Below are 25,131 nucleotides of genomic sequence, written 5' to 3' on the forward strand. Positions count from 1 at the left end.
ACTCCGATTTGCGAGCGGCACGACCGCCATGCGTGAGAGCGTGTGTTTCCTGCTCGGCGACGAGCTGATCGAGATCGCATCCTGCGATCCGACCCGCACCGTGCTCGACTGGCTCAGGCTTGACCGGCGCCGCAGCGGCACCAAGGAAGGCTGCGCCGAAGGCGATTGCGGCGCCTGCACCATCGTCGTCGGCCGGCTCGATGGCGACCGACTGCGCTATGAGGCGATCAATGCTTGCATCCGGTTCCTGCCGACGCTGGACGGCTGCCATGTCCTGACCGTCGAGCATCTGAGAAGCCCGGACGGCGCGCTTCACCCGGTGCAGCAGGCGATGGTCGACTGCCATGGCTCGCAATGCGGCTTCTGCACGCCGGGCTTCGTGATGTCGCTGCTCGCGCTTTGGCTGAACGAACGGTCGCCATCGGTGCAGCGTATCGAGGATGCGCTCGCAGGGAACCTCTGCCGCTGCACCGGCTACGAGCCGATCATCGCGGCGGCGCAGCGCATGGATGCGGCCGAGCGCGACCAGGATCGCTTCGTCGCTGGGATGCCCACGATCCTCGCTCGGCTGAAGGCGCTCGCGGATGGCGAGACGATCTCGATCGGCGATGGCGAACGCCATTTCTATGCTCCCGCCACCGTCGAGGCGCTGGCCGAACTCGTCAGCACCCATCCGCAAGCGACGCTCGTAGCCGGGGCGACCGATGTCGGACTCTGGGTCACCAAGGGCATGCGCCGCCTCGATCCGGTGATCTACCTCGGCCGGATCGACGCGTTGCGCGCGATCTCGGACGAAGGTGATCACCTTCGCCTCGGCGCTATGGCCAACCAGATCGCGGTGCGCGAGGCATTGGCGGCCATCTCGCCGCAGCTTGACGAGATGATACGCCGCTTCGGCGGCGAGCAGGTGCGCAATGCCGGCACGATCGGCGGCAACATCGCCAATGGCTCGCCCATCGGCGACCTGCCGCCGGCGCTGATCGCGCTCGGCGCGACACTGGTGCTGCGCAAGGGCAGCGAGCGTCGCGAAATCCCGCTCGAAGCCTTCTTCCTCGACTACCGCAAGCAGGACCGGCAACCGGGCGAATTCGTCGAGACCGTGCTGGTGCCGAAGCTGGCTGCAGGTGCGCTCTTGCACATCTCCAAGATCTCGAAGCGCTTCGACGAGGACATTTCCGCAGTGTGCGGGGCGTTCTATCTGGAGCGCGACGCAGCCGGTCGGATTAGCGAGGCGCGGCTCGCCTATGGCGGCATGGCTGGCATCCCGAAGCGGGCGGAGGCGGCGGAAGCGGCCTTGCTCGGCCGCTCCTGGGACGACACAGCCGTCGCTGCCGCAATCGCCGCGCTGGCCGAGGATTTCACGCCGCTGACCGATATGCGGGCCTCGGCCAGCTATCGACTCAAGGTCGCCGGCAACCTGCTGCGGCGCTTCCTGATCGAAACGACCGCTCCGGAAACCCCGACCCGCGTTGCCGGCCTGCTGGCGGAGGCCGCTCATGGCTGACGCGCGCAAACGGCTCGATGCCATGGAGACGCGGCCGATCGTCGGCTCGCCGCTAAAGCACGATTCCGCAGAGAAGCATGTCGCCGGTGAAGCCCTCTATGTCGACGACATCGCCGAACCCGCCGGCCTCGCCCATGCCTGCTTCGGCCTCTCGACCATCGCGCATGGCAAGCTGCTCTCGCTCGACCTTTCGGCGGTCGAAGCCGCGACGGGTGTACTCGCGGTCCTCACCGCGACCGACATCCCCGGCGAGAACGACATCTCCTCGACGCACAAGCACGACGAGCCGGTCTTCGCGACGACGGACATCCTGCATCACGGCCAGCCGCTTTTCGCGGTCGTCGCAGAAACCCGCGAGCAGGCCCGCCATGCCGCTTTGCTGGCCAAGGCGACCTATGACGAAGCGCCTCCCCTGCTCGACGTCGCCGCCGCCCGCGCTGCTGGATCCGAGCTGGTCACCGAGCCGCTGAAGCTCGAGCGCGGCGATGTCGCCACTGCCCTCGCCGCCAGCCCGCGCCGGCTGAAGGGATCGATGGCGATCGGCGGGCAGGACCATTTCTACCTCGAAAGCCAGATTTCGCTCGCCATTCCTGGCGAGGACCAGGACATGCTGGTGCTGTGCTCGACCCAGCATCCGAGCGAGGTCCAGCACATGGTCGCCAACGTGCTCGGCGTCGGCGCGCATGCGGTCACGATCGAGGTCCGGCGCATGGGCGGCGGCTTTGGCGGCAAGGAGACGCAGGCCAATCTCTTCGCCTGCGTCGCCGCGCTCGCCGCCCGCAAGCTGAAGCGGCCGGTGAAGCTGCGGCCTGACCGCGACGACGACATGGTCATCACCGGCAAGCGCCACGACTTCGTCGTCGACTACGAGATCGGCTTCGACGACGAGGGCCGCATCCATGCGGTAGATGCGGTCTATGCGGCGCGCTGCGGCTGGAACGCCGACCTCTCCGGCCCGGTGACGGACAGGGCGTTGTTCCACATGGACAATTGCTATTTCTACCCGGCGGTGCAGGCCCGCTCCGAGCCCTTGCGCACGCATACGGTCTCGAACACCGCCTTCCGCGGCTTCGGCGGGCCGCAAGGCATGGTCGGGGCCGAGCGCTTCATCGAGGAGGTCGCCTACGCCACCGGGCTCGACCCGCTGGAGGTGAGAAAGCGCAATCTCTATGGCGGCGCAGGCCGCGAGATCACGCCCTATCACCAGCCGGTCGAGGACATGATCGCCGCCGAGGTGATCGACGACCTCGCACATGCCTGCGACTATCGCGCCCGCCGGGAAGCAATCCGCGCCTTCAACAGGACAAGCCCGGTGATCAAGCGCGGGATCGCGCTGACGCCGGTCAAGTTCGGGATATCCTTCACCGCGACCTGGTACAATCAAGCCGGCGCGCTGGTGCATGTCTACACGGACGGCACGGTAGCGCTGAACCATGGCGGCACCGAAATGGGCCAGGGGCTCTACCAGAAGGTGGCGCAGGTGGTGGCGCAGGCCTTCGGCATCGGGCTGGAGCGGATCAAGATCACAGCGACGACGACCGGCAAGGTGCCCAACACCTCGGCCACCGCCGCCTCCTCCGGCTCCGACCTGAACGGCATGGCGGCGCTCGACGCCTGCGAGACGATCAAGCAACGGCTCATCGCCTTCGCCTGCAAGCACTGGCAGGAAAAGCCGGAGGCGATCGCCTTCCTGCCCGGCAGGGTGCAGGTCGGCGCGCGCGAGATCGGCTTCGTCGAGCTGGTCAAGGCAGCCTATATGGCGCGCGTCCAGCTCTCGGCCACCGGCTTCTACGCGACGCCAAAAATCCACTGGGACCGCAAGGCAGGCAAAGGCCACCCGTTCTATTACTTCGCTTATGGCGCAGCGGCGGCAGAGGTCGCGATCGACACGCTGACCGGCGAGTACAAGGTCGAGCGGGTCGACATCCTGCACGACTGCGGCAACTCGCTGAACCCGGCGATCGACAAGGGCCAGATCGAGGGCGGCTTCATCCAGGGCATGGGCTGGCTGACCACCGAGGAACTGGTCTGGGACGAGAAGGGGCGGCTCAAGACGCACGCACCATCGACCTACAAGATCCCGGTCGCCTCCGACCGGCCGCGCATCTTCAATGTCGCGCTCTTGGAGAAGGCGCCCAATCGCGAGCACACCATCCACCGCTCCAAGGCGGTCGGCGAGCCCCCGTTGATGCTGGCGATCAGCGTGTTGCACGCACTCTCCGATGCAGTGGCGAGCGTCGGCGATCACCGCTTCTGCCCGCAGCTCGATGCGCCGGCGACGCCGGAGCGGGTGCTCGATGCAGTCGAGCGGGTGCGGGCTCTGGCGGAGGCGGCGCGATGACTCCAGCCGCTTTCCTCGCCAGCAGCCTTGCCGCAGGCGCCGTCATCGTCCGCATTGCGGAGGCGCAAGGCTCGACCCCGCGCGAGGCCGGCGCGACGATGATCGTCAGCGCCCGTGGCAGCGCCGGCACCATCGGCGGCGGCCAGCTCGAATTCCACTGCATCGACCTCGCCCGCGTCCTGCTCGACAGCAACGGCCCGCAGCAGTTGATCGACATCCCGCTCGGCCCGCAAATGGGCCAGTGCTGCGGCGGGCGGGTGCGGGTGGCGATGGAGCCGGCGACCGCCGCCCATCTCGAAGCGCTCAAGCACGACGAGGCGAAAGCGGCGGCCGAACGCCCGCAGGTTCTGATCTTCGGTGCCGGCCATACCGGCAAGGCGCTGGCACGCAGCCTCGCTTTACTGCCGGTCGCAGCAACCCTGATCGACGATAGGCCTGGCCAGTTCGACGAGGTGCCGGCGACCATCTCCTGCCTGCAGCTCGACGACCCCGAGACCGCGCTGGCCGCCGCCCGGTCCGGCTCGGCCTTCGTCGTCCTGACCCACAGCCACGCGCTCGATTACTGCCTGGCCGAGGCGGCTCTGCTGCGCGGCGATGCGGCTTATGTCGGCATGATCGGCTCCGCCACCAAGCGCGCCCGCTTCGAGGCGAGCTTCCGCCGCCGGCACCCCGGAAGCAAGGCGTTGGTGCTCCTCACCTGCCCGATCGGTGGATCGGATGTGCATGACAAGCGCCCGGAGGTGATCGCCGCCTTGACGAGTGCCGAGCTGGTGCGTTGCTTGCTTGGCGAGAAGGCGGCCCTCGCGGGGAGGTCCGCCACGGGACGCGCGAGGGCACGGAACCGTCATGACGCAGCCGCCTGACCCGACGGCACCTTCGCGCCTGGCGCTCGCGCATCTCTCGAAGAGCTTTCCGGGCGTGAAGGCCAACCAGGACATCAGCCTGTCCGTCCGCCCCGGCGAGATCCACGCCCTGCTCGGCGAGAACGGCGCCGGCAAGTCGACCCTGGTCAAGATCATCTACGGCGTGCAGCGCGCCGACGAGGGGCAGATCAGCTTCGATGGCCGGCCGGTCGAGATCGCCTCGCCCAAGGCCGCCCGCAAGCTCGGCATCGGCATGGTCTTCCAGCATTTCTCGCTGTTCGACGGCATGACCGTGCTGGAGAACATCGCGCTCGGCCTCGACGAGACGATGCCGGCCGAGGAGCTGAAGGCGCGGATCAAGGCGATCCTCGACAGCTATTCGCTGCCGCTCGATCCGGATCGCGAGGTGCATACGCTCTCGGTCGGCGAGCGCCAGCGCATCGAGATCGTGCGCTGCCTGCTGCAGAAGCCCAAGCTCCTGATCATGGACGAGCCGACCTCGGTGCTGACGCCGCAGGAGGTCGAGCGCCTGTTCGAGACGCTGCGCCAGATCGCCAGCGAGGGCTGCTCGATCCTCTACATCAGCCACAAGCTGCACGAGATCAAAGCGCTGTGCGAGGCCGCCACCATCCTGCGCGGTGGCAAGGTCGTCGCGACCTGCGATCCGCGCGTGGAGACGACGCGGCACATGGCCGAATTGATGATCGGCGCCGAGCTGAAACACCTCCAGCGGCCGCCGGGCGACGGCAAGGCCGGCGCGGCGCGGCTCAGTGTCGAGCGCCTGGACATGCCGGGCGAGCCGCCCTTCGGCACCAGCCTGAAGGGCATCTCCTTCTCCGCGAAAGCCGGCGAGATCCTCGGCATCGCCGGCGTCGCCGGCAACGGCCAAGCCGAATTGCTGATGGCGCTCTCCGGCGAGCATCTCGCCGACCGGGCCGATGCGATCAAGCTCGATGGCCAGCCGATCGGTCTTTCAGGCGCCGGCGCGCGCCGCGCCGCCGGCCTCGCCTGCGTGCCCGAAGAGCGCAACGGCCATGCCGCCGTGCCCGAGTTCTCGCTTGCCGAGAACGTCGTGCTGACCGCGCGCCATCGCCTGCCGCTCGCGCCGTCCGGGCTGATCCGACAGGGGCCGGTCGAGCGCTATGCCGGCGAGGTCATCGCCCGCTTCGATGTCCGCACCACCGGCCCGGGCGCTCTCGCAGGCTCGCTCTCGGGCGGCAATCTGCAGAAATTCATCATGGGCCGCGAGATCGGGCAGAAGCCCGACGTGCTGGTCGTGGCGCAGCCGACCTGGGGCGTCGATGCCGGCGCCGCCGCCGCGATCCGGCAGGCGCTTGTCGATCTCGCCGCGCAGGGCTCGGCGATCGTGGTGATCTCGCAGGATCTCGACGAACTGCTCGAGCTCTCCGATCGGCTCTGCGTCATCAATGAGGGCCGGCTCTCACCGGCGCGGCCGGTCGCCGGGTTGAAGCTCGAAGAGATCGGCCTGCTGATGGGCGGCGTCCACGGCGAGAGCCATGCCGGGGAGCCGGCGCATGCTTGAGTGGCGGCGCCGACGCGAGCCCAGCAAGGCGATGCTGTACCTCAGCCCGCTGATCGCGATCGGACTCACCATGCTGACCGGCATGCTGGTCTTCGGCGCGATCGGCTATGACGGCCTGCGCGCCGTCACGGCGATCTTCGTCACGCCGCTGATCGAGCCACAGCGCTGGGCCGATCTCGGCGTCAAGGCGGCGCCGCTGATCATGATCGCGATCGGCCTCGCCATCGGCTTTCGCGCCAATGTCTGGAACATAGGTGCCGAGGGGCAATACGTCATGGGCGCGATCGCCGGCACCGGCGTCGCGCTTTTGACGCATGACATGACCGGCTGGTGGATCCTGCCCGCGATGGCGCTCGCCGGCATCGCGGGCGGTGCGGCCTATGCGGCACTCCCTGCCCTGCTCAAGGTCCGCCTGCAGGTCAGTGAGATCCTGACCAGCCTGATGCTGACCTATGTCGCGGTGCAGTTCCTGTACTATCTCGTGCGCGGCCCGTGGAAGGACCCGGACGGTTTCAACTTCCCGCAAACCAAGATGTTCAGCGCCAGCCAGACGCTGCCGGCGGTGGCGGAAGGCTCGCTCGTCCATTTCGGCGTGCCGCTCGCCATCCTGCTCGCGCTGATCGCCTGGTTCGTCATCAGCAAGACCGTCGCCGGCTATGCCGTCCGCGTCGTCGGCCGCGCCCCGGCCGCCGCCCGCCACGGCGGCTTCGATGCGAACCGCGTCACCTGGGCGGCGCTGCTCACTGGGGGCGGGCTTGCCGGTCTCGCCGGGCTGTTCGAGGCGGCCGGCCCGTTCGGCCAGCTCACGCCGCAATTCCCGGTCGGCTACGGCTTCACCGCGATCATCGTCGCTTTCCTCGGCCGGCTCTCGCCTGTTGGCATCGTCTTCGGTGCGCTGGTGCTGGCGGTGACCTATGTCGGCGGCGAGATTGCCCAGAGCACGGTGCGCCTGCCTTCGGCCGCCACCGGCATGTTCCAGGCGCTGCTGCTGTTCTTCCTGCTCGCGACCGATGTGCTGGTGCGCTGGCGGCTCGCCTGGAAGGCGCGGCCGGCGAGGAGCGCGCCATGACCGCCGCCATCCTCGTCTCGATCTTCATGACGCTCGCCGCCGCGGCGACGCCGATCCTGCTCGCCGGTCTCGGCGAGCTCGTCACCGAGAAGGCCGGCGTCCTCAATCTCGGCGTCGAAGGCATGATGCTCTGCGGAGCGGTCGCGGGCTTCGCCGTCGCCTATTCCACCGGCAGCGTCCCGCTCGGCCTGCTGGCGGCGACGCTGGCGGGCGTTGCGGCTGCTATGATCTTCGCGCTGCTGACGCTCGGCCTCGGCTCCAACCAGGTCGCGACGGGCCTCGCGCTGACGATCTTCGGCATCGGCGCCTCCTCGCTGATCGGCGCCGGCTTCGTCGGGCGTACGATCGAGCGCCTCGGCCCGCTCTTCCCGGCCGATTACTCTGCGCATCCCTGGCTGCGCCTCGTCTTTGGCCATGACGCGATCGTCTACCTCTCGCTCGCGCTCGTCCTTGCCGTCAGCCTGTTCCTGCGCCGGACCAAGGCCGGGCTGATCCTGCGCGCCGTCGGTGAGAACGCCGATTCCGCCCGTGCAATCGGTTATCGCGTGCTGGCGATCCGCACCGCTGCGACCGCCTTCGGCGGTGCGCTGGCCGGGCTCGGCGGTGCTTATTTTTCGCTGGCGCTAACACCGATGTGGGCCGACCGGCTGACCGCAGGCAGAGGCTGGATCGCGCTCGCCCTCGTCGTCTTCGCCGCCTGGAAGCCGGGCCGGCTACTGATCGGCGCTTATCTCTTCGGCGCAGTCGCGACCTTCGAATTGCAGGCGAAGGCCGCAGGCCTCAGCTTCATCGCGCCCGAGGTGCTGGCGATGACCCCCTACCTTGCGACGATTGTGGTTCTGACCATGATGTCGCTAGGAGGACGGACCGGCGGACGCGATGCGCCCGCCTGCCTCGGCAAGCCTTTCCCGGCGCCCTGACGGCGTCGCAACCGACAACGGGGAATACGACCATGTCGACCATCATCACCCGCCGCACTCTTCTTGCCGGCGCTGCCGCGAGCTCGGCCCTGCCGCTGGTTGGCGCGCGCGCCCAGGCGCCGTTCGGCGTCGGCTTCGTCTATGTCGGCCCGATCGGCGACCATGGCTACACCTGGACCCATGACCAGGGCCGCCTCGCGCTGGAGAAGCACTACGGCAGCAAGATCAAGACCAGCTTCATCGAGAACGTCGCCGAAGGCCCGGACGCAGCGCGCGCCATCCGCCAGCTCGCCCAGGCCGGCAACCAGCTGATCTTCACTACCTCGTTCGGCTTCATGAACCCGACGATCCAGGTCGCCAAGCAGTTCCCGAAGATCTTCTTCGAGCACGCGACCGGCTACCAGCGCGCCGAGAACGTCGCGACCTACAATGCCCGCTTCTATGAGGGCCGCGCCGCGATCGGCACCATCGCCGGCCATATGTCGAAGACCGGCCAGGCTGGCTATGTCGCCTCCTTCCCAATCCCCGAGGTGGTGATGGGCATCAACGCCTTCCATCTCGCGGCGAAGAAGGTGAACCCCAACTTCAAGACCAAGGTGATCTGGTGCTCGACCTGGTACGACCCGGCCAAGGAGGCCGACGCGGCCAAGGCGCTGATAGACCAAGGCGCCGACATGATCACCCAGCACACCGATTCCGCCGCTCCGCTGCAGGCGGCCGAGCAGCGCGGCGTCTTCGCCTTCGGCCAGGCGTCGGACATGAAGGCCTTCGCGCCGAAGGCGCATCTCTCGGCCATCGTCGACGACTGGTCGGGCTACTACATCAAGCGCGTCAAGGAGGCGATGGACGGCACCTGGAAGACCGGCGACGTCTGGCACGGCCTCAAGGAAGGCATGGTCAAGCTCGCGCCCTATAACGACGCCATCACGCCGGCGGCGCGCGCCGCCGCGGACGAGGTGCAGAAGGGCATCATCGCCGGCACGCTCCACCCCTTCACCGGCGAGCTCAAGGACCAGAAGGGCACGCTGCGTCTCAAGGCCGGCGAGACCGCCAGCGACGAAATGCTCTCGAAGATGGACTGGTACGTCGACGGCGTGCAGGCATAAGCGAAGGACGCGTCATGCTCGGGCTCGCCCCGAGCATCTCTTGCCGGAGGAGGCTCTTCTTGGTGCCTTCTCGTCCAGAGATTCTCGGGTCTGCGCTTCGCTTCGCCCGAGAATGACGCTCTCTGCCCACGCACGAAAATTACCCGCAGGAACCCCCTTGCAGATATTTTAAGCTTGAAACAATATGGCTGCCGACGCCGCATGGACAGGGATGGGGAACCCCGCCGGTGGTCGCATCTGCCACGTCCCGGGAGGACATCGGACATGACGCTCAAATTCACTCTGTCGCTCGGCGCCGGTGTGCTCGCACTCGGGCTTTCCGCCGCCCAGGCGCAGGAACCCTTGAAGATCGGCGTGGTCAGCGTGCTGACCGGGCCTGCGGCCTCGCTCGGCCAGCAGGTTCGCGACGGCTTCCAGCTCGCCGTCGACCAGAACGGCGGCAAGCTCGGCGGCGTGCCGGTGCAGATCACCGTGATCGACGACGAGCTCAAGCCCGATGTCGCGGTCGGCAAGGTCCGCAGCTTCGTCGAGGGCGGCAAGGTCGACTTCGTCGTCGGCCCGGTGTTCTCGAACATCCTCGGCGCGATCGCCAAGCCGGTTCTGGACTCCGGCGCGATCCTGATCAGCCCGAATGCAGGCCCCTCGACCATGGCCGGCAAGGCCTGCCACCAGAACTTCTTCGTGACCTCCTATCAGAACGACCAGGTCCACGAGGTGCTGGGCAAGTACGCGCAGGACCAGAACTACAAGAAGGCCTACATCATCGCGCCGAACTACCAGGCCGGTAAGGACTCGCTCGCCGGCTTCAAGCGCTACTTCAAGGGCGAGGTCCTCGACGAGGTCTATGTCCCGCTGACCGCGCTCGACTTCTCGGCCGAGCTCGCCAAGATCGCCTCGGCCAAGCCGGACGTGGTCTTCGCCTTCCTGCCCGGCGGCCTCGGCGTCAACTTCGTCAAGCAGTGGTCGCAGGCCGGCCTCACCGGCAAGGTGCCGTTCCTCTCCGCCTTCACGGTCGACGAGTCGACCCTGCCGGCGCAGCAGGACGCAGCGGTCGGCATGTTCGGCGGCATGACCTGGGCGCCCAACATGGACAACCCGCAGACGAAGAAGTTCGTCTCGGCCTATGAAGCCGCCTACAAGATCGTGCCCGGCTCCTATGCCCAGCAGGCCTTCGACGCAGCCCAGCTGATCGACTCGGCGGTCAAGGCCGCCGGCGGCACCGCCGACAAGGACAAGCTGCGCGCCGCGATCAAGAAGGCCGACTTCACCTCGCTGCGCGGAAAGTTCAAGTTCAACACCAATGGCTACCCGATCCAGGACTTCTACCTGGTCAAGGTCGCCAAGCGGGCCGACGGCAAGTTCCAGACCGAGATCGCCCAGAAGGTGTTCGAGGACTATGCCGATCCGCATGCGAAGGATTGCGCCCTCAAATAGGGCCGCTGAACCTCGGGATCCCCTCTCCTGGAAGGAGAGGGGTAGGGGTGAGGTGTTCGTAGCGAAATCATTGGCCTCAACCTGACCGCGCGGTCAGCGCTCGCGGCGCTGGCCCGATGGCCTACACCTCACCCTGCCCTCTCCTTACAGGAGAGGGTTCCCCGCGCTTTTCCGGACAGCCGATCGCGAACCAGCAATGACCACCGGCCTCCTCATCGTCCAGATCCTGAACGGGCTGCAGTTCGGCATCCTGCTGTTCCTGGTGGCGGCAGGGCTGACGCTGGTCTTCGGCGTGATGGACTTCATCAACCTGGCGCATGGCGTGCAGTACATGCTCGGCGCCTATCTGGCCGTGACCTTCGTTTCGCTGACCGGCTCCTTCGTGCTCGGCCTCGTGCTGGCATTGGCGGCGGCGCTGGTCTTCGGCCTCGCGCTCGAATTCCTGGTCTTCCGCCATCTCTACGAGCGCGACCATCTCGACCAGGTGCTGGCGACCTTCGGGCTGATCCTCTTGCTCAACCAGGGCGTCAAGATGATCTGGGGCGCGGCCCCTCTCTCCGTGCCGTTGCCGGCCTTCCTGACCGGCAATGTCGCGCTGATGGACGGCATCCTCTACCCGACCTATCGCTTCGCGCTGATCGGCTCGGGGCTGGCGGTTGGCGCCCTGCTCTGGTTCATCGTCGAGAAGACGCGGACCGGCATGCTGCTGCGCGCCGGCGCCTCCAATGCGCCGATGGTCTCGGCGCTCGGCGTCGACATCCGCAAGCTCTTCATGATCGTCTTTGCCTTCGGCACCATGCTGGCGGGCTTTGCAGGTGCGATGGCGGCTCCGATCCTCTCGGTCGAGCCCGGAATGGGCGACACCGTGCTGATCCTCGCCTTCGTCGTCATCGTCATCGGCGGCATCGGCTCGATCCGCGGCGCCTTCGTCGCGGCGCTGATCGTCGGCCTCGTCGACACGCTCGGCCGCTCCTTCATGAACGACCTGCTCCGGCTGTTCATGAGTGCGCCCTCGGCACGGGCGACCGGCGCGGCACTGTCCTCGATGCTGATCTATCTCCTGATGGCGGTGGTGCTGTTCGTGCGACCTGAGGGCCTGCTGCCGGCGCGAGGCCGAACATGAGCGCGACGACGACAGCCGAGGTAACCAGCGTCGCCCCGCCGCGCGAGCGCGCCAAAATCCTGCTGCCGGCCATCCTGTTCCTGCTGCTCGCCCTGGTGCCGCTCGCCGTGTCCATAGGCATGCCGGCCGGCTGGCTTGCTCTGCTGACGCGGGCGCTGATCTTCGCCATCGCCGCGCTCTCGCTCGACCTGATCCTCGGCGTCGGCGGGCTCGTCTCCTTCGGCCATGCCGCCTTCCTCGGCGTCGGTGCCTATGTCACCGGCATCATGATCACCGAGGGCAGAAGCGAGGCACTGGTGATCCTGCCGGTGATCCTCATCGTCTGCGCGCTATTCGGCGCGATAACCGGGGCGGTCTGCCTGCGCACGCGCGGCGTCGCCTTCATCATGATCACCCTCGCCTTCGGCCAGATGGTCTATTTCCTGGCGCAAGCGCTCTCGGCCTATGGCGGCGATGACGGGCTGACGCTCTACGAGAAGAGCACCTTCCTCGGCTTCAGCCCGTTCGCGAACCGGACCTCGTTCTATTACAGCGTGCTGATCGCGCTGGTGGGCGCCTACCTGCTGGTGCGCGGCCTCGTCGCCTCGCGCTTCGGCCGGGTGCTCCGGGCGGCGCGCGAAAACCCGACCAGGGTCAGTGTCACCGGCTTCGACGTCACCCGCGTGCGCCTCATCGCCTATGTGATCAGCGGCATGCTGGCGGGCCTCTCCGGCTTCTTCCTCGCCAATCATACCGAGTTCGTCAGCCCGGCCTTCATGTCCTGGCAGCGCTCGGGCGAGCTGATCTTCATGGCGGTGCTCGGCGGCGTCGGCTCGCTGCACGGCGCGATCATCGGCGCCATCGCCTATCTGATCGCCGAGGATGCGCTTTCGCATCTGACCGAGCATTGGCGCGTCATCTTCGGGCCGATGATCATCCTGTTCGTATTGTTCACCCGCGGCGGCATCGTCGGGATGCTGCGCAAGCTGGGTGCGCGCCATGGCTGAGCCGGTCCTCGTTCTCGACGGCGTGCGCAAGTCCTTCGGCGCGCTGAAGGTCACCGACGGTGTCAGCCTCGCCGTCGCGCCCGGCGAACTCCATGCGCTGATCGGCCCGAACGGCGCCGGCAAGACCACGCTGGTCCACCAGATCTCCGGCATGCTGACCCCGGACGACGGCACGATCCGCTTCCGCGGCCAGGACGTCACGGCGTTCAACGCCGAGAAGCGCGCCCGCCACGGCCTGGCGCGGACCTTCCAGATCACCTCGACCATCGCCTCGCTTTCGGCACTGGAAAATGTCGCGCTCGGCGTGCAGGCCAAGACGACGCACCCGCTCTCCTTCTTCCGCAACGCCGCCACCGACGAGCGCCTCAACCGCCCTGCCCGCGCCGCGCTGGATGCGGTCGGCCTGTCGGAGCGCGCCCATGTCCCCGCCGGCAGCCTGTCGCATGGCGAGAAGCGGGCGCTGGAGATCGCCATGGCGCTGGCGCTCGAGCCGGCGGCGATCCTGCTCGACGAACCGCTCGCCGGTATCGGCAAAGAGGAAGGCGAGCGCCTGATCGCCCTGCTCAAGAGCCTGAAGGGGCGCTACGCCATGCTGCTGGTCGAGCATGACATGGAGGCGGTGTTCGCGCTCGCCGACACGGTCAGCGTGCTGGTCTATGGCCGCGTCATCGCCTCGGGCGACCCGGCCATCGTCAGGGCCGACCCGGCCGTGCGCGAAGCCTATCTCGGCGAGGAGGGCTAGCCTTGATGTTCTCGATCCTTGCCGTCTTTCCGGGGCTTCGCGCAGCGAAGAGCCCGGAACCCAGAACCGACGCCGGGATGCGGGAAGGCACGGCGACCGACGCGCCATATACGGAAGCGACATCGGTTCTGGGTTCCGGGCTCGCGCCTGCGGCGCGCCCCGGAATGACTGCGTCGCTCTGGAGGTCGTCATGCTGACGGTCGAAAACCTCGATGCGGGCTATGGCGAGGCGCAGATCCTGTTCGGCGTCGATCTTTCGGTCGGGGCCGGCGAGGTCGTGACCCTGCTCGGCCGCAACGGCATGGGCAAGACCACGACGGTGCGCGCCATCATGGGGTTGATCCGGCCGCGCGCCGGCCGCGTCAGCTTCGGTGGCGTCGATCTCACCGGCAGCGCGCCCTTCCGGCTGGCGCAGGCCGGAATCGGCCTCGTCCCGGAGGGGCGGCAGGTCTTCCCGACGCTCTCGGTCGAGGAGAACCTGATCGCCACCGCCGCCAGCCGCTTCGGCCCGGCACGCTGGACGCTGGAGCGCGTCTACGCCTTCTTACCGCGCCTCAGGGAGCGCAAAGCCAATCGCGGCAACCAGCTGTCCGGCGGTGAGCAGCAGATGCTGGCGATCGGCCGCGCCTTGATGACCAATCCCAAGCTCGTCATCCTCGACGAAGCGACCGAGGGGCTGGCGCCGATCATCAGGCAGGAGATCTGGTCCTGCCTGTCGGCGCTGAAGGCCGAGGGCGAGTCGATCCTCGTCATCGACAAGAATGTCGATGCACTCGCCAGGATCGCAGACCGGCATGTCGTGCTGGAAAAGGGTCGCGTCGCCTGGCGCGGCAGCAGCGACGATCTGCGCAGCGACAGTGCGGTCAAGGACCGCTTCCTGCATCTTTGAAGAAGGAGACCGAGGATGAAACCACTCACCGCCGGCGTGACCAAGGCCAATGAGGGGATCGACGCGATCTCCTGGAACATCCTCGGCCAGACCTATGTGCCGAAGATGCTGAGCGAGGACAGCTTCTCCTGGCACGCCACTTTCCCGCCCGGCACCTTCGTGCCGCCGCACATCCATCCGACCCAGGACGAGTTCATCTACATGCTCGAGGGCCGGCTCGACCTCGTGCTCGACGGCCAGGAATCGCATGCCCTGCCAGGCGATCTGATCAAGCTGCCGCGCAACATCCCGCACGGGCTGTTCAACAAGAGCGAGTCCACCGTGAAGTGCCTGTTCTGGGTCGCGCCGACCGGACGGCTCTACGACCTGTTCTGGGCGATCCATTCGATGAAGGAGCAGAACCCGGCCGAGGTCGTCACCCTGTCGGCGCGCTACGAGATCGACTTCCTGCCGCCTCCGCCCGACGGTGCGTGACGGCCGCGACTGCTCCACACGGGTAGCGGTCCACATGATCCTGTGGCGACGAGCGGTTCGGCGTGCAGATGCCGAATCGCATGATGGAGCAGTGTGTGCCGTCTGCCCATCATGCAGCCTGCGTTCATCCGCCTTGCGGCAAAATGGAACCATCTGCAGAGGAGGTTTCCATGAAAACTGCCCTGTTCGCCCTTGCCCTTCCGCTGTTCGCCGCCAGCGCAGCCGTGGCGATGCCCCTGGCGGCGCCCGCTCCTGTCGCCTCGCCGATTGAGCAGGTGCAGATGCGCTGCGATCAGAACAGCTGCATCGACCTGCGCACCGGCGTCTACACGAAGAGTGGCTGTGACCGGCGCGGCTGCTACCCGATCAGCGGTCCGCGCGGCCAGATCGGCGCCTACGGCCAGGACTATCGCTACTCACGTGGTCGTGACTACGACGACGGCTACTACCGCCGGCGCGACTACTATGGCCGGCGCGGCTATGATGGCGGCTACGGGCCCGACTGGCGTTGAGATCGCGGCGCCACAATTAAGGTTAAGCAAAGCTTACTGCTGCAACCGCGAGCTTTCGCGGGCATGGTTGCAACCTGAGCTAGAACAGGTGCCTGGACCATGCCCGTCACGCCCGCCTACACCGAACGTCGCCAGGCAGTCCGCACCCGAACCTTCATCGGCGGCAGGGCCATCTTCAACCAGCGCCAGTCGACGCTGGATTGCCTGATCCGCAACCTGTCGGAAGACGGGGCGCTACTGATCTTCCCGCACAGCGTGACCCTGCCCGAGCGATTCGAGCTCTACTTCCCGCTCAAGCGCGAGAGCCGGATGGTGCGCAGCCGCTGGCGCGAGCGCGAACGCATAGGCGTCGCCTTCGCCACGGTGGCCGAACAGGACAATGCGCCGATCCCGCTCGATCTGGTGCGACGCCTGCGCCGGCTCGAACAGGAGAACGCAGCCCTGAAGGCGCGCATCGTCGAGCTGACGGAAGGCGCCTGAGTTCCGGCTGAATTTCGCCGGCTTTCGACTCCGACATCGCGCCCTCTTCGAGGGGATAGCGATGAAACGATTCTGGCTTGCCACCGGCGCTGTGGCCGCGGCTTTGGGCATCACCGCCTTCGTGCAAAACACCTCGCTCCTGGCCTCGGCCTCGACGGAGCGCCCGGTCTTGCTGGCGCATCGCGGGCTGGCACAGACCTACCCATCGAGCGGCGTCACAGACACGACTTGCACGGCGAGCCGGATCAATCCGCCGGAGCACTCCTATCTCGAGAACACCATTGCTTCGATGGACGCGGCTTTCGCCGCGGGCGCCGACATCGTCGAGTTCGACATCCACCCGACCACCGACGGGCGGTTCGCGGTGATCCATGACTGGACCCTGGACTGCCGGACGAACGGTACGGGCGTCACCCGCGAGAGAACCCTGGCCGAGCTCAAGGCGCTCGACATCGGCCATGGCTATACGGCCGATGGCGGCAAGACCTATCCGTTCCGTGGCAAGGGCATCGGCCTGATGCCGTCGCTGGACGAGGTGCTGGCGCGCTTTCCCGATCGGCGCCTGCTGATCAACGTCAAGAGCAACGATCCGCGCGAGGGCGAGATGCTGGCGGAGCGCCTGCTCAAGCTCCCTCCGGCGCAACGGTCCCTGCTGATGGCCTATGGCGGCGACCGGCCGATCACGGCACTGCGCGAGCGCATCCCGACCCTGCGAACCATGTCCAAGGAGGCGGAGAAGCGCTGCCTCATCCACCATCTCGCGCTGGGCTGGGCCGGGCTGACGCCACAATCCTGCGAACGCCAGCTGCTGCTGATCCCGTCCAACTACACACGCTGGATCTGGGGCTGGCCGGCGCGGTTCACGGCCCGGATGCGCGCCGCGGGCAACGAGGTCATCGTCGCCGGCCCGCTGGTCGGCGGCGACGGCTCCGCCGGGATCGACCGGGCCGAGGAGCTGACTGCCCTCGAGCGACCGGTCCCCGGCATCTGGACCAACCGGATCGACCGGATCGCGCCATTGGTGCGAACCGGGCAGCGCTGAGGCGGCCTCAGCTTTTCGCCAGCTGCGCCGCCGAGAAGCCAGCCTTGCCGGCATAGGCCTTCACGATCTGCTCGCGCTTGCCATAGGGCAGGACACGCTCGACATCGTCGAAGCCGTTGGGAGCGAGCGCCTCGACGGCGTCGATGACGCGCTCGGGCCCGCCGGCGCGGTTCATCGCGACGATCTCGGCTGTCGCCGGCAGGCGCTGCGCCTCATAAGCGGCGAGCGCATGGCGCGGGTGCTCGGCCTTGACCAGGAGGTCGGCGAGGCAACGTGCATCGAGGATCGCCTGCGAAGCCCCATTGGAGCCGACCGGGTACATCGGATGGGCGGCGTCGCCGAGCAGCGTCACCCGGCCATGGGTCCAGCGCGGCAGCGGGTCGCGGTCGCACATCGGATACTCCCAGAAAGTCCCACTCGCCTGGATCAAGGCGAGGATGTCGACCCCGGGTACAGTGAAGCGCTTGGCGAAGGGCAGCACGTCCTCGAGCCGGCCGGCCTTAGACCAGGCCTCCTTCGGCGGCGGCTTGGCCGGGTCGCCGGTACGCACATTGACGACCCAGTTGGTCAGGCGCGTGCCCTGCTTCCTGCCTTCGGCGATCGGGTAGAGCACCAGCTTGCCGGCCATGCCGCCGGCGATGATCATGCTCTCGCCATCGAGAAAGGCCGGCCAGTCGCAGGCGCCGCGCCACATCTGGACGCCATTCCAGCGCGGTCCGCCCTGGTTCGGGAAGTAGTGCGCGCGCACCGTCGAGTGGATGCCGTCGGCGCCGATCAGGATGTCGGCTCGTGCCGTCTCGCCACCCTCGCCCAGCTTCGCATCGGCGAAATGCGCGGTCACGCCGCCCTCGTCCTGCAGGAAGCCCTGCAGGCGCCGGCCGGTGCGAATCGCATCGACGCCCAGCCGCTCGATCACAGCGTCGCGAATCACGCTTTGGAGTCTGCCGCGATGGATCGAGAACTGCGGCACCGGGGCGCCCGCGTGCAGGCCGCGCAGCTCGCGCCAGACGGTCTGGCCGAAGCGGTTCATATAGATCAGTTCGCGCGTGCGGATCGCCACCGCGTCCAGCGCCGGCAGCAGGCCGAGCTCGGCCAGTTCCCGGATCGCATGCGGCAGCGTGTTGATGCCGACGCCGACCTCGCGAATCTCGCTCGCCTGCTCGTAGACGGTCGCGGCGATGCCGCGCGCGTGCAGCATCAGGGCCAGTGACAGCCCCCCGATGCCGCCGCCGATGATGATGGCCTTCATGCCGCGTTCCGCTCCCCTGAATTATTTCAAGCTTCAAATAATTACGGGCAACTTGTCAATCGCTCCACAAAGCTGGTGAAAACCGCCCCAATTTCGCGGCTTTTGACAGGAACGAAGCCGATTGCTGTGCGTATGTACGGCCGATGCCGTCGTGTTCCGGCGGCAGGCATGGCAAATGGCGAACTCGTGCGCGATAGCGCGTCGATTCGCCGCGACGCGCCGAAGCCCGTTGGGGTTCGGCGTGACGTCAATTTAAACAGAATTGGTCTCAGGAGGTTTTCATGACCAAGAACGAACTGATCGCCGCGATCGCTGACGAGACGGGCAAGACCAAGGCCGATGTCTCGGCCATTCTCGGCTCGCTCGCCGGCGTGGTTGCCAAGACGCTGAAGTCGGGCGGCGACGTGACGCTCGGCGGCATCGGCAAGCTCGCCGCTGCCAAGCGCGAAGCCCGCGAGGCTCGCAACCCGTCGACCGGCGCGACGATCAAGGTTCCGGCCAAGACGGTCGTGAAGTTCAAGGTCACCAAGGATCTGGCCGACGCCGTCGCCTGAGCCTTGTCGGACCGCGGCGGCCCAGAGCCGGATCCGACCAGCCTGCCTCGCAGCTTGATCGGGACCGGCCCTAGGCCGCCGCAGCTTGACCTTAAGACGCTGCTGGCCACAGTAGCGCGATGTTCCTCCGCCTCTTCACCGATCTGCGCGCCGCCAAGGTCCCGGTGACCCTGCGCGAATATCTCGCGCTGCTGGAAGGCGTCGAGGCCGACCTCGCCGAATACCGCGTCGACGAGTTCTACTATCTCGCCCGCACCTGCCTGGTGAAGGACGAGCGCCATCTCGACCGCTTTGACCGCGTCTTCGCCGAAGTCTTCAAGGGCGTCGAGACCCTGGGCGAGGCCTTCGAGCAGGCCGGCATTCCCGAGGAATGGCTGCGCAAGCTCGCCGAGAAATTCCTCACCGACGAGGAGAAGGCTCAACTCGAAGCCCTCGGCTGGGAGAAGCTGCTCGAGACGCTGAAGCAGCGCCTCGCCGAGCAGAAGGGCCGCCATCAAGGTGGCTCGAAATGGATCGGCACCGCCGGTACCTCGCCCTATGGCGCCTATGGCTACAATCCCGAAGGCGTGCGCATCGGCCAGGACAAGAACCGCAATTTCCGGGCGGTGAAGGTCTGGGACAAGCGCGAGTTCAAGGATTTCGACGACACGCGCGAGCTCGGCGTGCGGAACTTGCGGATCGCGCTGCGCCGCCTGCGCAAATTCGCCCGCACCGGCGCGGCCGAAGAGCTCGACCTCGACCAGACCATCACCGAGACGGCCAAGCACGGCTATCTCGACGTCAAGCTCCGGCCCGAGCGGCACAATGCGGTCAAGGTGCTGCTCTTCCTCGATGTCGGCGGCTCGATGGACTGGCATATCGAGCTGGCCGAGGAGCTGTTCTCGGCGGCGCGGGCCGAGTTCAAGCATTTCGAGCACTTCTACTTCCACAACTGCCCCTATGAGCGGGTCTGGAAGGAGAATCGGCGCCGCCACGACGAGATCATCCCGACCTTCGACGTGCTGCGCACCTATCCGGCCGATTATCGCCTCGTCTTCGTCGGGGACGCCTCGATGAGCCCCTATGAGGTCGCCATGCCCGGCGGCTCGGTCGAGCACTGGAACGAGGAGACCGGTGAGGTCTGGATGCGGCGACTGACCGAGCGTTTCCCGAAATCGGTGTGGCTCAACCCGGTGCAGCAGCATCTGTGGGGCTATACCCAGTCGATCCGCCAGATCGGCGGGCTGATGGGCGGGCGGATGTTCCCGCTGACGCTCGACGGCCTGGATGGAGCGATGAAGGCGCTGACGCGGTAGCGCTAGTCAGCGCTTGGCCGCCCGGGCGCGCTCTTCGATGGCCGCGACGAGGGTCTGGCTGCCCTCGACCAGATGCTGACGCAGGACGTGAACCGCCCTGCCCGCATCGCGCTGCCGGCAAGCCGCGAGCAGATCCCTGTGCTCGGCCTGGGAACGGCTGCGATAGTCGAAGTTCGACAGCAGGATGCGGACATAGCGATCGGCGGCATTGTGGTGTGCGTCGATCATGGTCAGCAGCCGGCCATTGCCGCAGGCGCTGTACAGGGCAAGGTGGTAGGCCCTGTTCAAGGCGCCCCACCTGCCCACATCCGGCTCGGCATCGATGCGCCGCAGCACATCGTCCGCCTCGTCGAGTTTCGCCGCTGCGATGGCAGGGACCGAAAGGCGCAGCGCTTCGCATTCGAGTAGCTCGCGCAGCGCATAGATTTCGGCGATCTCGACCCCGTCCATCGCGGCGACGTGCGCGCCCTTGGTCGGATGGATCGAGACGAGGCCTTCCGCCTCAAGCTGACGCAGCGCGTCACGGACCGGCATCCGGCTGAAGCCGAACTGCTCGGCCAGATCGTCCTGACGGAGCGTGGTTCCCGCCGCCAGGCTTCCATCCGCGATGGCTTCGCGCAGAACGCCGGCAACCTGCTCCGCCACGGTCTGCGGCTTCTGCTTCAGCGCTTCGGCCAGTCCGAGCAAGCGACGTCCTCCCGTTCACCCGGCAGGTCTAGCAGAGGCGCACCGTTCCGGATATAAGTATACTCGTATACGAGAATACCAGTGTACGGACCTTTGGAGGAGATTGCCATGTCAGACCAGCGCAGCGCGACCAAACCCATCGACGCCGTGGTCATCGGCGGCGGTATCGCCGGATGCACGCTCGCCTACGAGCTCGCGACCAGAGGCGTGAAAACGGTCGTGATCGAGCAGAGCATGATCGCCGCAGAGTCCTCAGGCCGAAACACGGGAACCCTGCTGAGCGGCCCGGAGAGGCCAGTGGTCGAGCTGCTCGACACCTGTGCCGGGATCTACGCCGAGCTCGCCGACGGGCCGGTGCCGTTCGAATTCGGCCGCATCGGCCATCTGCTCATCTCCGAGGACGAGGCCAGCTTCGAGCAGGCCGCGGCCGCCGCGGAGCGCTACCGTGCAGCCGGCGTGGCGATGGAGAAGCTGTCGGGCGCGGAGCTGGCGAGGGACTATCCGCGGATCGGCTTCAGGGTGGCAGGAGCCTATTCCGTCGACCGCGCCTGGACATTGGAGCCGATGGGCGCGACGCACGCCTTCGCGCACGCCGCCCGCGAGGCCGGCGCCACGATCCGGACCGGCCTGCGCGTCGCCCAGATCCATTCGCGTGGTGGGAAGGTCCAGGGCGTCCTTACTGACCAGGGCATCATTCCCGCCGATCTCGTCTTCATCGCCAACGGCTTGTGGATGTCGGACCTGCTGCGGCGGACCGTGGGGGATGGGCCGCTTCCCGGCCTGCCCTTCACTGCCGGGCGCGGCTGGCTGATCCAGCTCGGCAAGCTCGATTTCGAACTGCCCTGGATCGTCGAGGAGTTGACCTGGCCGGGCCAGGAGGAGCTCGGCCGGAGGATGGATCTCGGCGGCCTCGCGGATGTCGCCGACCAGCGCGACGACCGGCCGATGGTCGAAGCGATCTGCCTGAATCCGATGCAGGGTGGAGACGCGCGCCTCGGCGCTTCGCTCCAGCCGGCCTTCCGTGACCTCCTGCGCAATACCGACATGGCGAGCCGGATCGCGCAGCGAACGCTACGCATGTTGCCCGGCCTCGGGACGCCACCGGTCAGGAATGTCTATCCCGGCAACCGGCCGATGCTCCCCGACGGCCTGCCGGTCGCGGGCAAGACCGCGATCGAAGGCCTGTTCATCCATGGCGGGCTGGGGTCGATCGGCATGCACGCGGCGCCGGCGACGGCGCGCTGGCTGGTCGAGGCCGTGCTGTCGGGTGACGGCAATCCCGAGCAGGCGTGGCTGCGGCCCGATCGTTTCGCCGGCTGGGGAGCCTAGCGCGCCGGCCGCGAACCTGGCGCCCGGCGCATCTAGCGGAGGAGATGCCGACCCGCTAAGCGTCGCAGCCATGCAAGCCGACGACGACACCACCCTGCCCTTCTGGCGCCAGCGGCCGCGGCCGATCGGCTTCGAGATCGCCTACCGGCTCAAGGGCGAGGTGCTGGAGATCGATTCGACCCGCAAGGTCGACCAGGTCAGGCTCTCGGCCGTCGAGCAGGTGCGCTTCATCTATGCGCCGAGCAATGTCTCATCGAAGGGCTTCCGCACCCAGCTACGGCTCAGCGACGGCAAGACGATCACTTTCGGCAACCTGTCCTGGCGCTCGCTCACCGACATCGACCGCGACGATGCGCGCTATCACAGCTTCGTCTCGGCACTGTCCGCGGCGATCGCGCGCGCCAATCCGAAAGCGCGCTTCCTCGCCGGCAAGCCCTATCTGCTCTGGCTGGCGCTGGCGCTCGCCGGCGGCGGCGCGATGGTCATGCTGACCTTTTTCAGCCTGCGCGCCTTCCAGCAGGGCGCCACCGCCGCCGCGGGGCTGGGGCTCGTGCTCGCAGCGGCCTCCTTCTGGCAGGTCTGGCCGATGGTCCGGCTCAACCGCCCGCGAGACCTCGCGAGCGGCGAGGTCCCTGACGATCTCGTCCCGGGCCGGCAGGCGGTTTGAGGTCGGCTATCTGACGACCAGCACCGAGCACTTCGCCCGGCGCACGATGGTCGAGGCGTTCGAGCCGATCACATAGGCCAGCATGCCGGGCTCGTGCGAGCCGATGACGATCAGATCGGCGCCGCTGGCGTCGGCCTCGGCCAGCACCTCGCCATGGACCGAGCCGACCAGGACCTTGGCCGAGACGCGCTCGGCCGGCAGGTTCACCTTGGCGGCGATCTCGGCGAGCTTGGCTTCGGATTCAGATTGCTGGCCGGCGTCGAAGTCGGCCGGCACGAATTCCATATAGGTGATCGGCACCAGCGAGCGGACAAAGACCAGCCTGATCGAACCGTCCGACTGGGCAGCGAAGCCTTCGGCTGCGGTGATGGCCGGGCCTGCCAGCTCCGCCTCGGCGAGATCGACCGGTACCAGAATCGATTTGTACATCGCACCCTCCTCCGGCGTGGTCCGCCCGGCCGCATGGTCGAACGATCGGCACCGACGCCTACACAGTATGTCGGAGCATATTCCTCCAAGGGAAGAGCCTCGCGTCGTCGCGAGCTGCTCCGGTGCCGCGATCATCGCCAGCGAAGGCATCGGTGTCCTTGCGGTCGATCAATCAGGCCGGCGCATGCCTGGCAGACGGCGAAGGAATTTGACGGCAGCGGCGCGGAACCCGACAGTCCGCCGCCATGCCTTGCGCCGGGCGCTGTTTTTTCCGGTGGATATGATGAGCGAAGCCGCCTCCCCAGCCCCGCGCCAGGGCCTGCTCGCCTCGCCGGCAGCTTTCTTGATGGTGCTCGCGTTCCTCAACTGGCTCGGGTACGCCAGCTGGAGCGCGCTCCTGAACAACTTCGCCAAGGAAGCGGCCGGCTTCACCGGGCAGGACATCGGCATCCTGCAATCGGTCCGCGAGATCCCCGGCTTCCTGGCCTTCACCGCCATCATCCTGTTCTGGATCATGCGCGAGCAGATGCTGGCTTATCTCAGCCTGCTGACGCTCGGCCTCGGCGTGGCGCTGACCGGGTATTTCCCCAGCCTCGGCGGCCTCCTGCTGACGACGACGATCATGTCGCTCGGCTTCCATTATTACGAGACGGCGCAGCAATCGCTGCAATTGCAGCTGCTGCCCAAGTCGGAGGCGCCGCGGCTGCTCGGCAAGATCGCCGGCGCCTCGGCAGTGGCGCAGCTCATCGCCTTCGGCTCGATCGCGCTGATCTGGCGCCTCTGGCAGCCAAGCTACGTCCACGTCTTTCTCGGCGCCGGCCTTCTCACCATGGCGCTGACGGCCGCCGCTATGCTGCTCTTCCCGCGCTTCGAGGGCGTGGTGCCGCAAAACAAGGGCTTCGTCCTGCGCAAGCGCTACTGGCTCTATTACGCCCTGACCTTCATGTCGGGCGCGCGCCGGCAGATCTTCATGGCCTTCGGCGGCTTCCTCCTGGTCGAGCGCTTCGGCTACGACGTCGCCGCGACCGCGACGCTGCTGCTGGTGACCTATGGCATCAACATGTTCGCCGGCCCGCTGCTCGGCCATCTCGTCGGCAAGGTCGGCGAGCGGGCGACGATCCAGCTCGAGAATATCTCGCTGATCGCCGTCTTCGTCGGCTATGCGCTCGCCAGCCACGGCCAGTTCGGGGCAGCAGGCGCGCTCGTCGCCGGCGCTCTTTTCATCGTCGACGGCGTCTTCTTCACGCTCGTCCTGGCCCAGCGCACCTATTTCCAGAAGATCGCCGATCCCGCCGACATCGCGCCGACCTCCGCGGTCGCCTTCACCATCAACCACATCGCCGCAGTGTTCCTGCCGATCACCTTCGGCCTGATCTGGCTGCGCGACCCGGCGATCGTCTTCTATATCGGGGCTGCGGTGGCGAGCGTCTCGCTCAGCCTGTCGCTGCTGGTGCCGCGCCACCCGGCCCCCGGCCACGAGACGACGCTTGTCGTTCCGGCGCCTGCAGCGGCGGAATAGCGACGTCCAGTCAGCCCTGGCGCGCTGGCGTACGCACGATGAGGCCGTCGAGCTCGTCACGCACCCTGATCTGGCAGGACAGGCGCGAGTTCGGGCGGACGTCGAAGGCAAAGTCGAGCATGTCCTCTTCCATCGGCTCGGCATGTCCCGTCTTTTCGGTCCAGGCCTCGTCGACATAGACATGGCAGGTGGCGCAGGCGCAGGCGCCGCCGCATTCGGCCTCGATGCCCGGCACGCCATTGCGCACCGCGACCTCCATCACGGTCGAGCCCGTCTCGCCCTCGACCGTGCGGCTGGTGCCCTGGGCGTCGATGTAAGTGATCTTCGGCATCGTGAACTCCGGCCGCCTGGCGACGGCTGCGCGGCTGGCGCGA

25 protein-coding genes are annotated in these 25,131 nt (G+C 67.3%); 21 read left to right on the forward strand and 4 right to left on the reverse strand.

Going from position 1 to position 25,131, the window contains the following annotated elements; translation table 11 throughout:
* Positions 1–28: 28 nt before the first annotated feature.
* The 16 genes from xdhA (at position 29) to ACWIGM_RS11235 (ending at position 17,028) form a co-directional block, all read left to right on the forward strand.
* Positions 29–1,504: a xanthine dehydrogenase small subunit gene (xdhA, locus tag ACWIGM_RS11160; protein ID WP_454026005.1), complete on the forward strand. Its 1,476-nt coding sequence runs from the start codon at positions 29–31 to the stop codon at positions 1,502–1,504.
* Complete coding sequence (gene xdhB, locus ACWIGM_RS11165; protein WP_454026006.1) at positions 1,497–3,845, forward strand: xanthine dehydrogenase molybdopterin binding subunit; 2,349 nt, start codon at positions 1,497–1,499, stop codon at positions 3,843–3,845. The genes xdhA and xdhB overlap by 8 nt, the downstream gene beginning before the upstream one ends.
* Positions 3,842–4,708 (forward strand): xanthine dehydrogenase accessory protein XdhC, encoded by an 867-nt coding sequence (xdhC, locus tag ACWIGM_RS11170; RefSeq protein WP_454026007.1) that lies wholly within the window; start codon positions 3,842–3,844, stop codon positions 4,706–4,708. Before xdhB ends, xdhC begins: the two co-directional genes overlap by 4 nt.
* The gene (locus ACWIGM_RS11175) at positions 4,692–6,251 is read left to right on the forward strand and encodes an ABC transporter ATP-binding protein (RefSeq protein WP_454026008.1); all 1,560 of its coding nucleotides are present in this window, start codon (positions 4,692–4,694) and stop codon (positions 6,249–6,251) included. Before xdhC ends, ACWIGM_RS11175 begins: the two co-directional genes overlap by 17 nt.
* Complete coding sequence (locus ACWIGM_RS11180; RefSeq protein WP_454026009.1) at positions 6,244–7,320, forward strand: ABC transporter permease; 1,077 nt, start codon at positions 6,244–6,246, stop codon at positions 7,318–7,320. Before ACWIGM_RS11175 ends, ACWIGM_RS11180 begins: the two co-directional genes overlap by 8 nt.
* Positions 7,317–8,240, forward strand: a complete 924-nt coding sequence (locus ACWIGM_RS11185) for an ABC transporter permease (RefSeq protein WP_454026010.1) — start codon at positions 7,317–7,319, stop codon at positions 8,238–8,240. The genes ACWIGM_RS11180 and ACWIGM_RS11185 overlap by 4 nt, the downstream gene beginning before the upstream one ends.
* A 32-nt stretch (positions 8,241–8,272) precedes the next feature.
* Positions 8,273–9,346: a BMP family ABC transporter substrate-binding protein gene (locus ACWIGM_RS11190; RefSeq protein ID WP_454026011.1), complete on the forward strand. Its 1,074-nt coding sequence runs from the start codon at positions 8,273–8,275 to the stop codon at positions 9,344–9,346.
* Between the two features lie 264 nt (positions 9,347–9,610).
* On the forward strand, positions 9,611–10,780 hold the full coding sequence (locus ACWIGM_RS11195; RefSeq protein WP_454026012.1) for an ABC transporter substrate-binding protein: 1,170 nt from the start codon (positions 9,611–9,613) through the stop codon (positions 10,778–10,780).
* Between the two features lie 196 nt (positions 10,781–10,976).
* A complete protein-coding gene (locus tag ACWIGM_RS11200) occupies positions 10,977–11,903 on the forward strand; it encodes a branched-chain amino acid ABC transporter permease (protein WP_454026013.1) in 927 nt (308 codons plus the stop codon).
* Positions 11,900–12,889: a branched-chain amino acid ABC transporter permease gene (locus ACWIGM_RS11205; RefSeq protein ID WP_454026014.1), complete on the forward strand. Its 990-nt coding sequence runs from the start codon at positions 11,900–11,902 to the stop codon at positions 12,887–12,889. Before ACWIGM_RS11200 ends, ACWIGM_RS11205 begins: the two co-directional genes overlap by 4 nt.
* Entirely contained in the window at positions 12,882–13,631 is a 750-nt protein-coding gene (locus tag ACWIGM_RS11210) for an ABC transporter ATP-binding protein (protein WP_454026015.1), read from the forward strand. Before ACWIGM_RS11205 ends, ACWIGM_RS11210 begins: the two co-directional genes overlap by 8 nt.
* Positions 13,632–13,821: 190 nt before the next feature.
* Entirely contained in the window at positions 13,822–14,520 is a 699-nt protein-coding gene (locus ACWIGM_RS11215; protein WP_454026016.1) for an ABC transporter ATP-binding protein, read from the forward strand.
* A 15-nt stretch (positions 14,521–14,535) separates the two neighbouring features.
* Positions 14,536–14,994 carry a cupin domain-containing protein gene (locus ACWIGM_RS11220; protein ID WP_454026017.1) on the forward strand — a complete coding sequence of 153 codons (459 nt, stop codon included), beginning with the start codon at positions 14,536–14,538 and terminating at the stop codon, positions 14,992–14,994.
* Positions 14,995–15,164: 170 nt separating this feature from the next.
* Entirely contained in the window at positions 15,165–15,506 is a 342-nt protein-coding gene (locus tag ACWIGM_RS11225) for a hypothetical protein (RefSeq protein WP_454026018.1), read from the forward strand.
* 99 nt (positions 15,507–15,605) lie between these two features.
* Complete coding sequence (locus ACWIGM_RS11230; protein WP_454026019.1) at positions 15,606–15,986, forward strand: PilZ domain-containing protein; 381 nt, start codon at positions 15,606–15,608, stop codon at positions 15,984–15,986.
* Between the two features lie 61 nt (positions 15,987–16,047).
* Positions 16,048–17,028: a glycerophosphodiester phosphodiesterase family protein gene (locus ACWIGM_RS11235; protein ID WP_454026020.1), complete on the forward strand. Its 981-nt coding sequence runs from the start codon at positions 16,048–16,050 to the stop codon at positions 17,026–17,028.
* A 7-nt stretch (positions 17,029–17,035) separates the two neighbouring features.
* Here ACWIGM_RS11235 and ACWIGM_RS11240 read toward each other — a convergent pair whose 3' ends face one another.
* Positions 17,036–18,277, reverse strand: a complete 1,242-nt coding sequence (locus ACWIGM_RS11240; protein ID WP_454026021.1) for a flavin-dependent oxidoreductase — start codon at positions 18,275–18,277, stop codon at positions 17,036–17,038.
* Positions 18,278–18,558: 281 nt separating this feature from the next.
* Here ACWIGM_RS11240 and ACWIGM_RS11245 point away from each other — a divergent pair, with 281 nt between their 5' ends.
* Together ACWIGM_RS11245 and ACWIGM_RS11250 are read left to right on the forward strand one after the other, a co-directional pair.
* The gene (locus tag ACWIGM_RS11245; protein ID WP_066468590.1) at positions 18,559–18,831 is read left to right on the forward strand and encodes an HU family DNA-binding protein; all 273 of its coding nucleotides are present in this window, start codon (positions 18,559–18,561) and stop codon (positions 18,829–18,831) included.
* A gap of 119 nt (positions 18,832–18,950) precedes the next feature.
* Complete coding sequence (locus tag ACWIGM_RS11250; protein WP_454026022.1) at positions 18,951–20,126, forward strand: vWA domain-containing protein; 1,176 nt, start codon at positions 18,951–18,953, stop codon at positions 20,124–20,126.
* A 6-nt stretch (positions 20,127–20,132) separates the two neighbouring features.
* Here ACWIGM_RS11250 and ACWIGM_RS11255 read toward each other — a convergent pair whose 3' ends face one another.
* A complete protein-coding gene (locus tag ACWIGM_RS11255) occupies positions 20,133–20,813 on the reverse strand; it encodes a GntR family transcriptional regulator (protein ID WP_454026023.1) in 681 nt (226 codons plus the stop codon).
* Positions 20,814–20,921: 108 nt separating this feature from the next.
* Between ACWIGM_RS11255 and ACWIGM_RS11260 the strand changes: the two genes are divergently transcribed.
* Together ACWIGM_RS11260 and ACWIGM_RS11265 are read left to right on the forward strand one after the other, a co-directional pair.
* Complete coding sequence (locus ACWIGM_RS11260; protein ID WP_454026024.1) at positions 20,922–22,142, forward strand: NAD(P)/FAD-dependent oxidoreductase; 1,221 nt, start codon at positions 20,922–20,924, stop codon at positions 22,140–22,142.
* A gap of 70 nt (positions 22,143–22,212) precedes the next feature.
* Positions 22,213–22,809: a hypothetical protein gene (locus ACWIGM_RS11265; protein WP_454026025.1), complete on the forward strand. Its 597-nt coding sequence runs from the start codon at positions 22,213–22,215 to the stop codon at positions 22,807–22,809.
* A 6-nt stretch (positions 22,810–22,815) separates the two neighbouring features.
* On the opposite strand, the gene ACWIGM_RS11270 is transcribed toward ACWIGM_RS11265, so the two are convergent.
* Positions 22,816–23,238, reverse strand: coding sequence for a universal stress protein (locus tag ACWIGM_RS11270; RefSeq protein ID WP_454026026.1), 423 nt, complete (start codon positions 23,236–23,238; stop codon positions 22,816–22,818).
* Between the two features lie 283 nt (positions 23,239–23,521).
* Here ACWIGM_RS11270 and ACWIGM_RS11275 point away from each other — a divergent pair, with 283 nt between their 5' ends.
* Positions 23,522–24,757: an MFS transporter gene (locus ACWIGM_RS11275; protein ID WP_454026027.1), complete on the forward strand. Its 1,236-nt coding sequence runs from the start codon at positions 23,522–23,524 to the stop codon at positions 24,755–24,757.
* Positions 24,758–24,767: 10 nt separating this feature from the next.
* On the opposite strand, the gene ACWIGM_RS11280 is transcribed toward ACWIGM_RS11275, so the two are convergent.
* Positions 24,768–25,088 (reverse strand): 2Fe-2S iron-sulfur cluster-binding protein, encoded by a 321-nt coding sequence (locus tag ACWIGM_RS11280; protein WP_454026028.1) that lies wholly within the window; start codon positions 25,086–25,088, stop codon positions 24,768–24,770.
* Positions 25,089–25,131 lie beyond the last annotated feature (43 nt).

The sequence above is a fragment of the Allobosea sp. NPDC055332 genome, assembly GCF_053645455.1.

What these genes read in the sequence shown, in the direction of transcription:
- ACWIGM_RS11235 (WP_454026020.1), top strand. Translation starts at nt 16,048, where the DNA reads ATGAAACGATTCTGGCTTGCCACCGGCGCTGTGGCCGCGGCTTTGGGC.
- ACWIGM_RS11180 (WP_454026009.1), top strand. Translation starts at nt 6,244, where the DNA reads ATGCTTGAGTGGCGGCGCCGACGCGAGCCCAGCAAGGCGATGCTGTAC.
- ACWIGM_RS11245 (WP_066468590.1), top strand. Translation starts at nt 18,559, where the DNA reads ATGACCAAGAACGAACTGATCGCCGCGATCGCTGACGAGACGGGCAAG.
- ACWIGM_RS11260 (WP_454026024.1), top strand. Translation starts at nt 20,922, where the DNA reads ATGTCAGACCAGCGCAGCGCGACCAAACCCATCGACGCCGTGGTCATC.
- ACWIGM_RS11195 (WP_454026012.1), top strand. Translation starts at nt 9,611, where the DNA reads ATGACGCTCAAATTCACTCTGTCGCTCGGCGCCGGTGTGCTCGCACTC.
- ACWIGM_RS11175 (WP_454026008.1), top strand. Translation starts at nt 4,692, where the DNA reads ATGACGCAGCCGCCTGACCCGACGGCACCTTCGCGCCTGGCGCTCGCG.
- xdhA (WP_454026005.1), top strand. Translation starts at nt 29, where the DNA reads ATGCGTGAGAGCGTGTGTTTCCTGCTCGGCGACGAGCTGATCGAGATC.
- ACWIGM_RS11265 (WP_454026025.1), top strand. Translation starts at nt 22,213, where the DNA reads ATGCAAGCCGACGACGACACCACCCTGCCCTTCTGGCGCCAGCGGCCG.
- ACWIGM_RS11200 (WP_454026013.1), top strand. Translation starts at nt 10,977, where the DNA reads ATGACCACCGGCCTCCTCATCGTCCAGATCCTGAACGGGCTGCAGTTC.
- ACWIGM_RS11280 (WP_454026028.1), bottom strand. Translation starts at nt 25,088, where the DNA reads ATGCCGAAGATCACTTACATCGACGCCCAGGGCACCAGCCGCACGGTC.
- ACWIGM_RS11185 (WP_454026010.1), top strand. Translation starts at nt 7,317, where the DNA reads ATGACCGCCGCCATCCTCGTCTCGATCTTCATGACGCTCGCCGCCGCG.
- xdhB (WP_454026006.1), top strand. Translation starts at nt 1,497, where the DNA reads ATGGCTGACGCGCGCAAACGGCTCGATGCCATGGAGACGCGGCCGATC.
- ACWIGM_RS11225 (WP_454026018.1), top strand. Translation starts at nt 15,165, where the DNA reads ATGAAAACTGCCCTGTTCGCCCTTGCCCTTCCGCTGTTCGCCGCCAGC.
- ACWIGM_RS11250 (WP_454026022.1), top strand. Translation starts at nt 18,951, where the DNA reads ATGTTCCTCCGCCTCTTCACCGATCTGCGCGCCGCCAAGGTCCCGGTG.
- ACWIGM_RS11190 (WP_454026011.1), top strand. Translation starts at nt 8,273, where the DNA reads ATGTCGACCATCATCACCCGCCGCACTCTTCTTGCCGGCGCTGCCGCG.
- ACWIGM_RS11215 (WP_454026016.1), top strand. Translation starts at nt 13,822, where the DNA reads ATGCTGACGGTCGAAAACCTCGATGCGGGCTATGGCGAGGCGCAGATC.
- ACWIGM_RS11275 (WP_454026027.1), top strand. Translation starts at nt 23,522, where the DNA reads ATGAGCGAAGCCGCCTCCCCAGCCCCGCGCCAGGGCCTGCTCGCCTCG.
- ACWIGM_RS11240 (WP_454026021.1), bottom strand. Translation starts at nt 18,277, where the DNA reads ATGAAGGCCATCATCATCGGCGGCGGCATCGGGGGGCTGTCACTGGCC.
- ACWIGM_RS11220 (WP_454026017.1), top strand. Translation starts at nt 14,536, where the DNA reads ATGAAACCACTCACCGCCGGCGTGACCAAGGCCAATGAGGGGATCGAC.
- ACWIGM_RS11210 (WP_454026015.1), top strand. Translation starts at nt 12,882, where the DNA reads ATGGCTGAGCCGGTCCTCGTTCTCGACGGCGTGCGCAAGTCCTTCGGC.
- ACWIGM_RS11270 (WP_454026026.1), bottom strand. Translation starts at nt 23,238, where the DNA reads ATGTACAAATCGATTCTGGTACCGGTCGATCTCGCCGAGGCGGAGCTG.
- ACWIGM_RS11230 (WP_454026019.1), top strand. Translation starts at nt 15,606, where the DNA reads ATGCCCGTCACGCCCGCCTACACCGAACGTCGCCAGGCAGTCCGCACC.
- xdhC (WP_454026007.1), top strand. Translation starts at nt 3,842, where the DNA reads ATGACTCCAGCCGCTTTCCTCGCCAGCAGCCTTGCCGCAGGCGCCGTC.
- ACWIGM_RS11205 (WP_454026014.1), top strand. Translation starts at nt 11,900, where the DNA reads ATGAGCGCGACGACGACAGCCGAGGTAACCAGCGTCGCCCCGCCGCGC.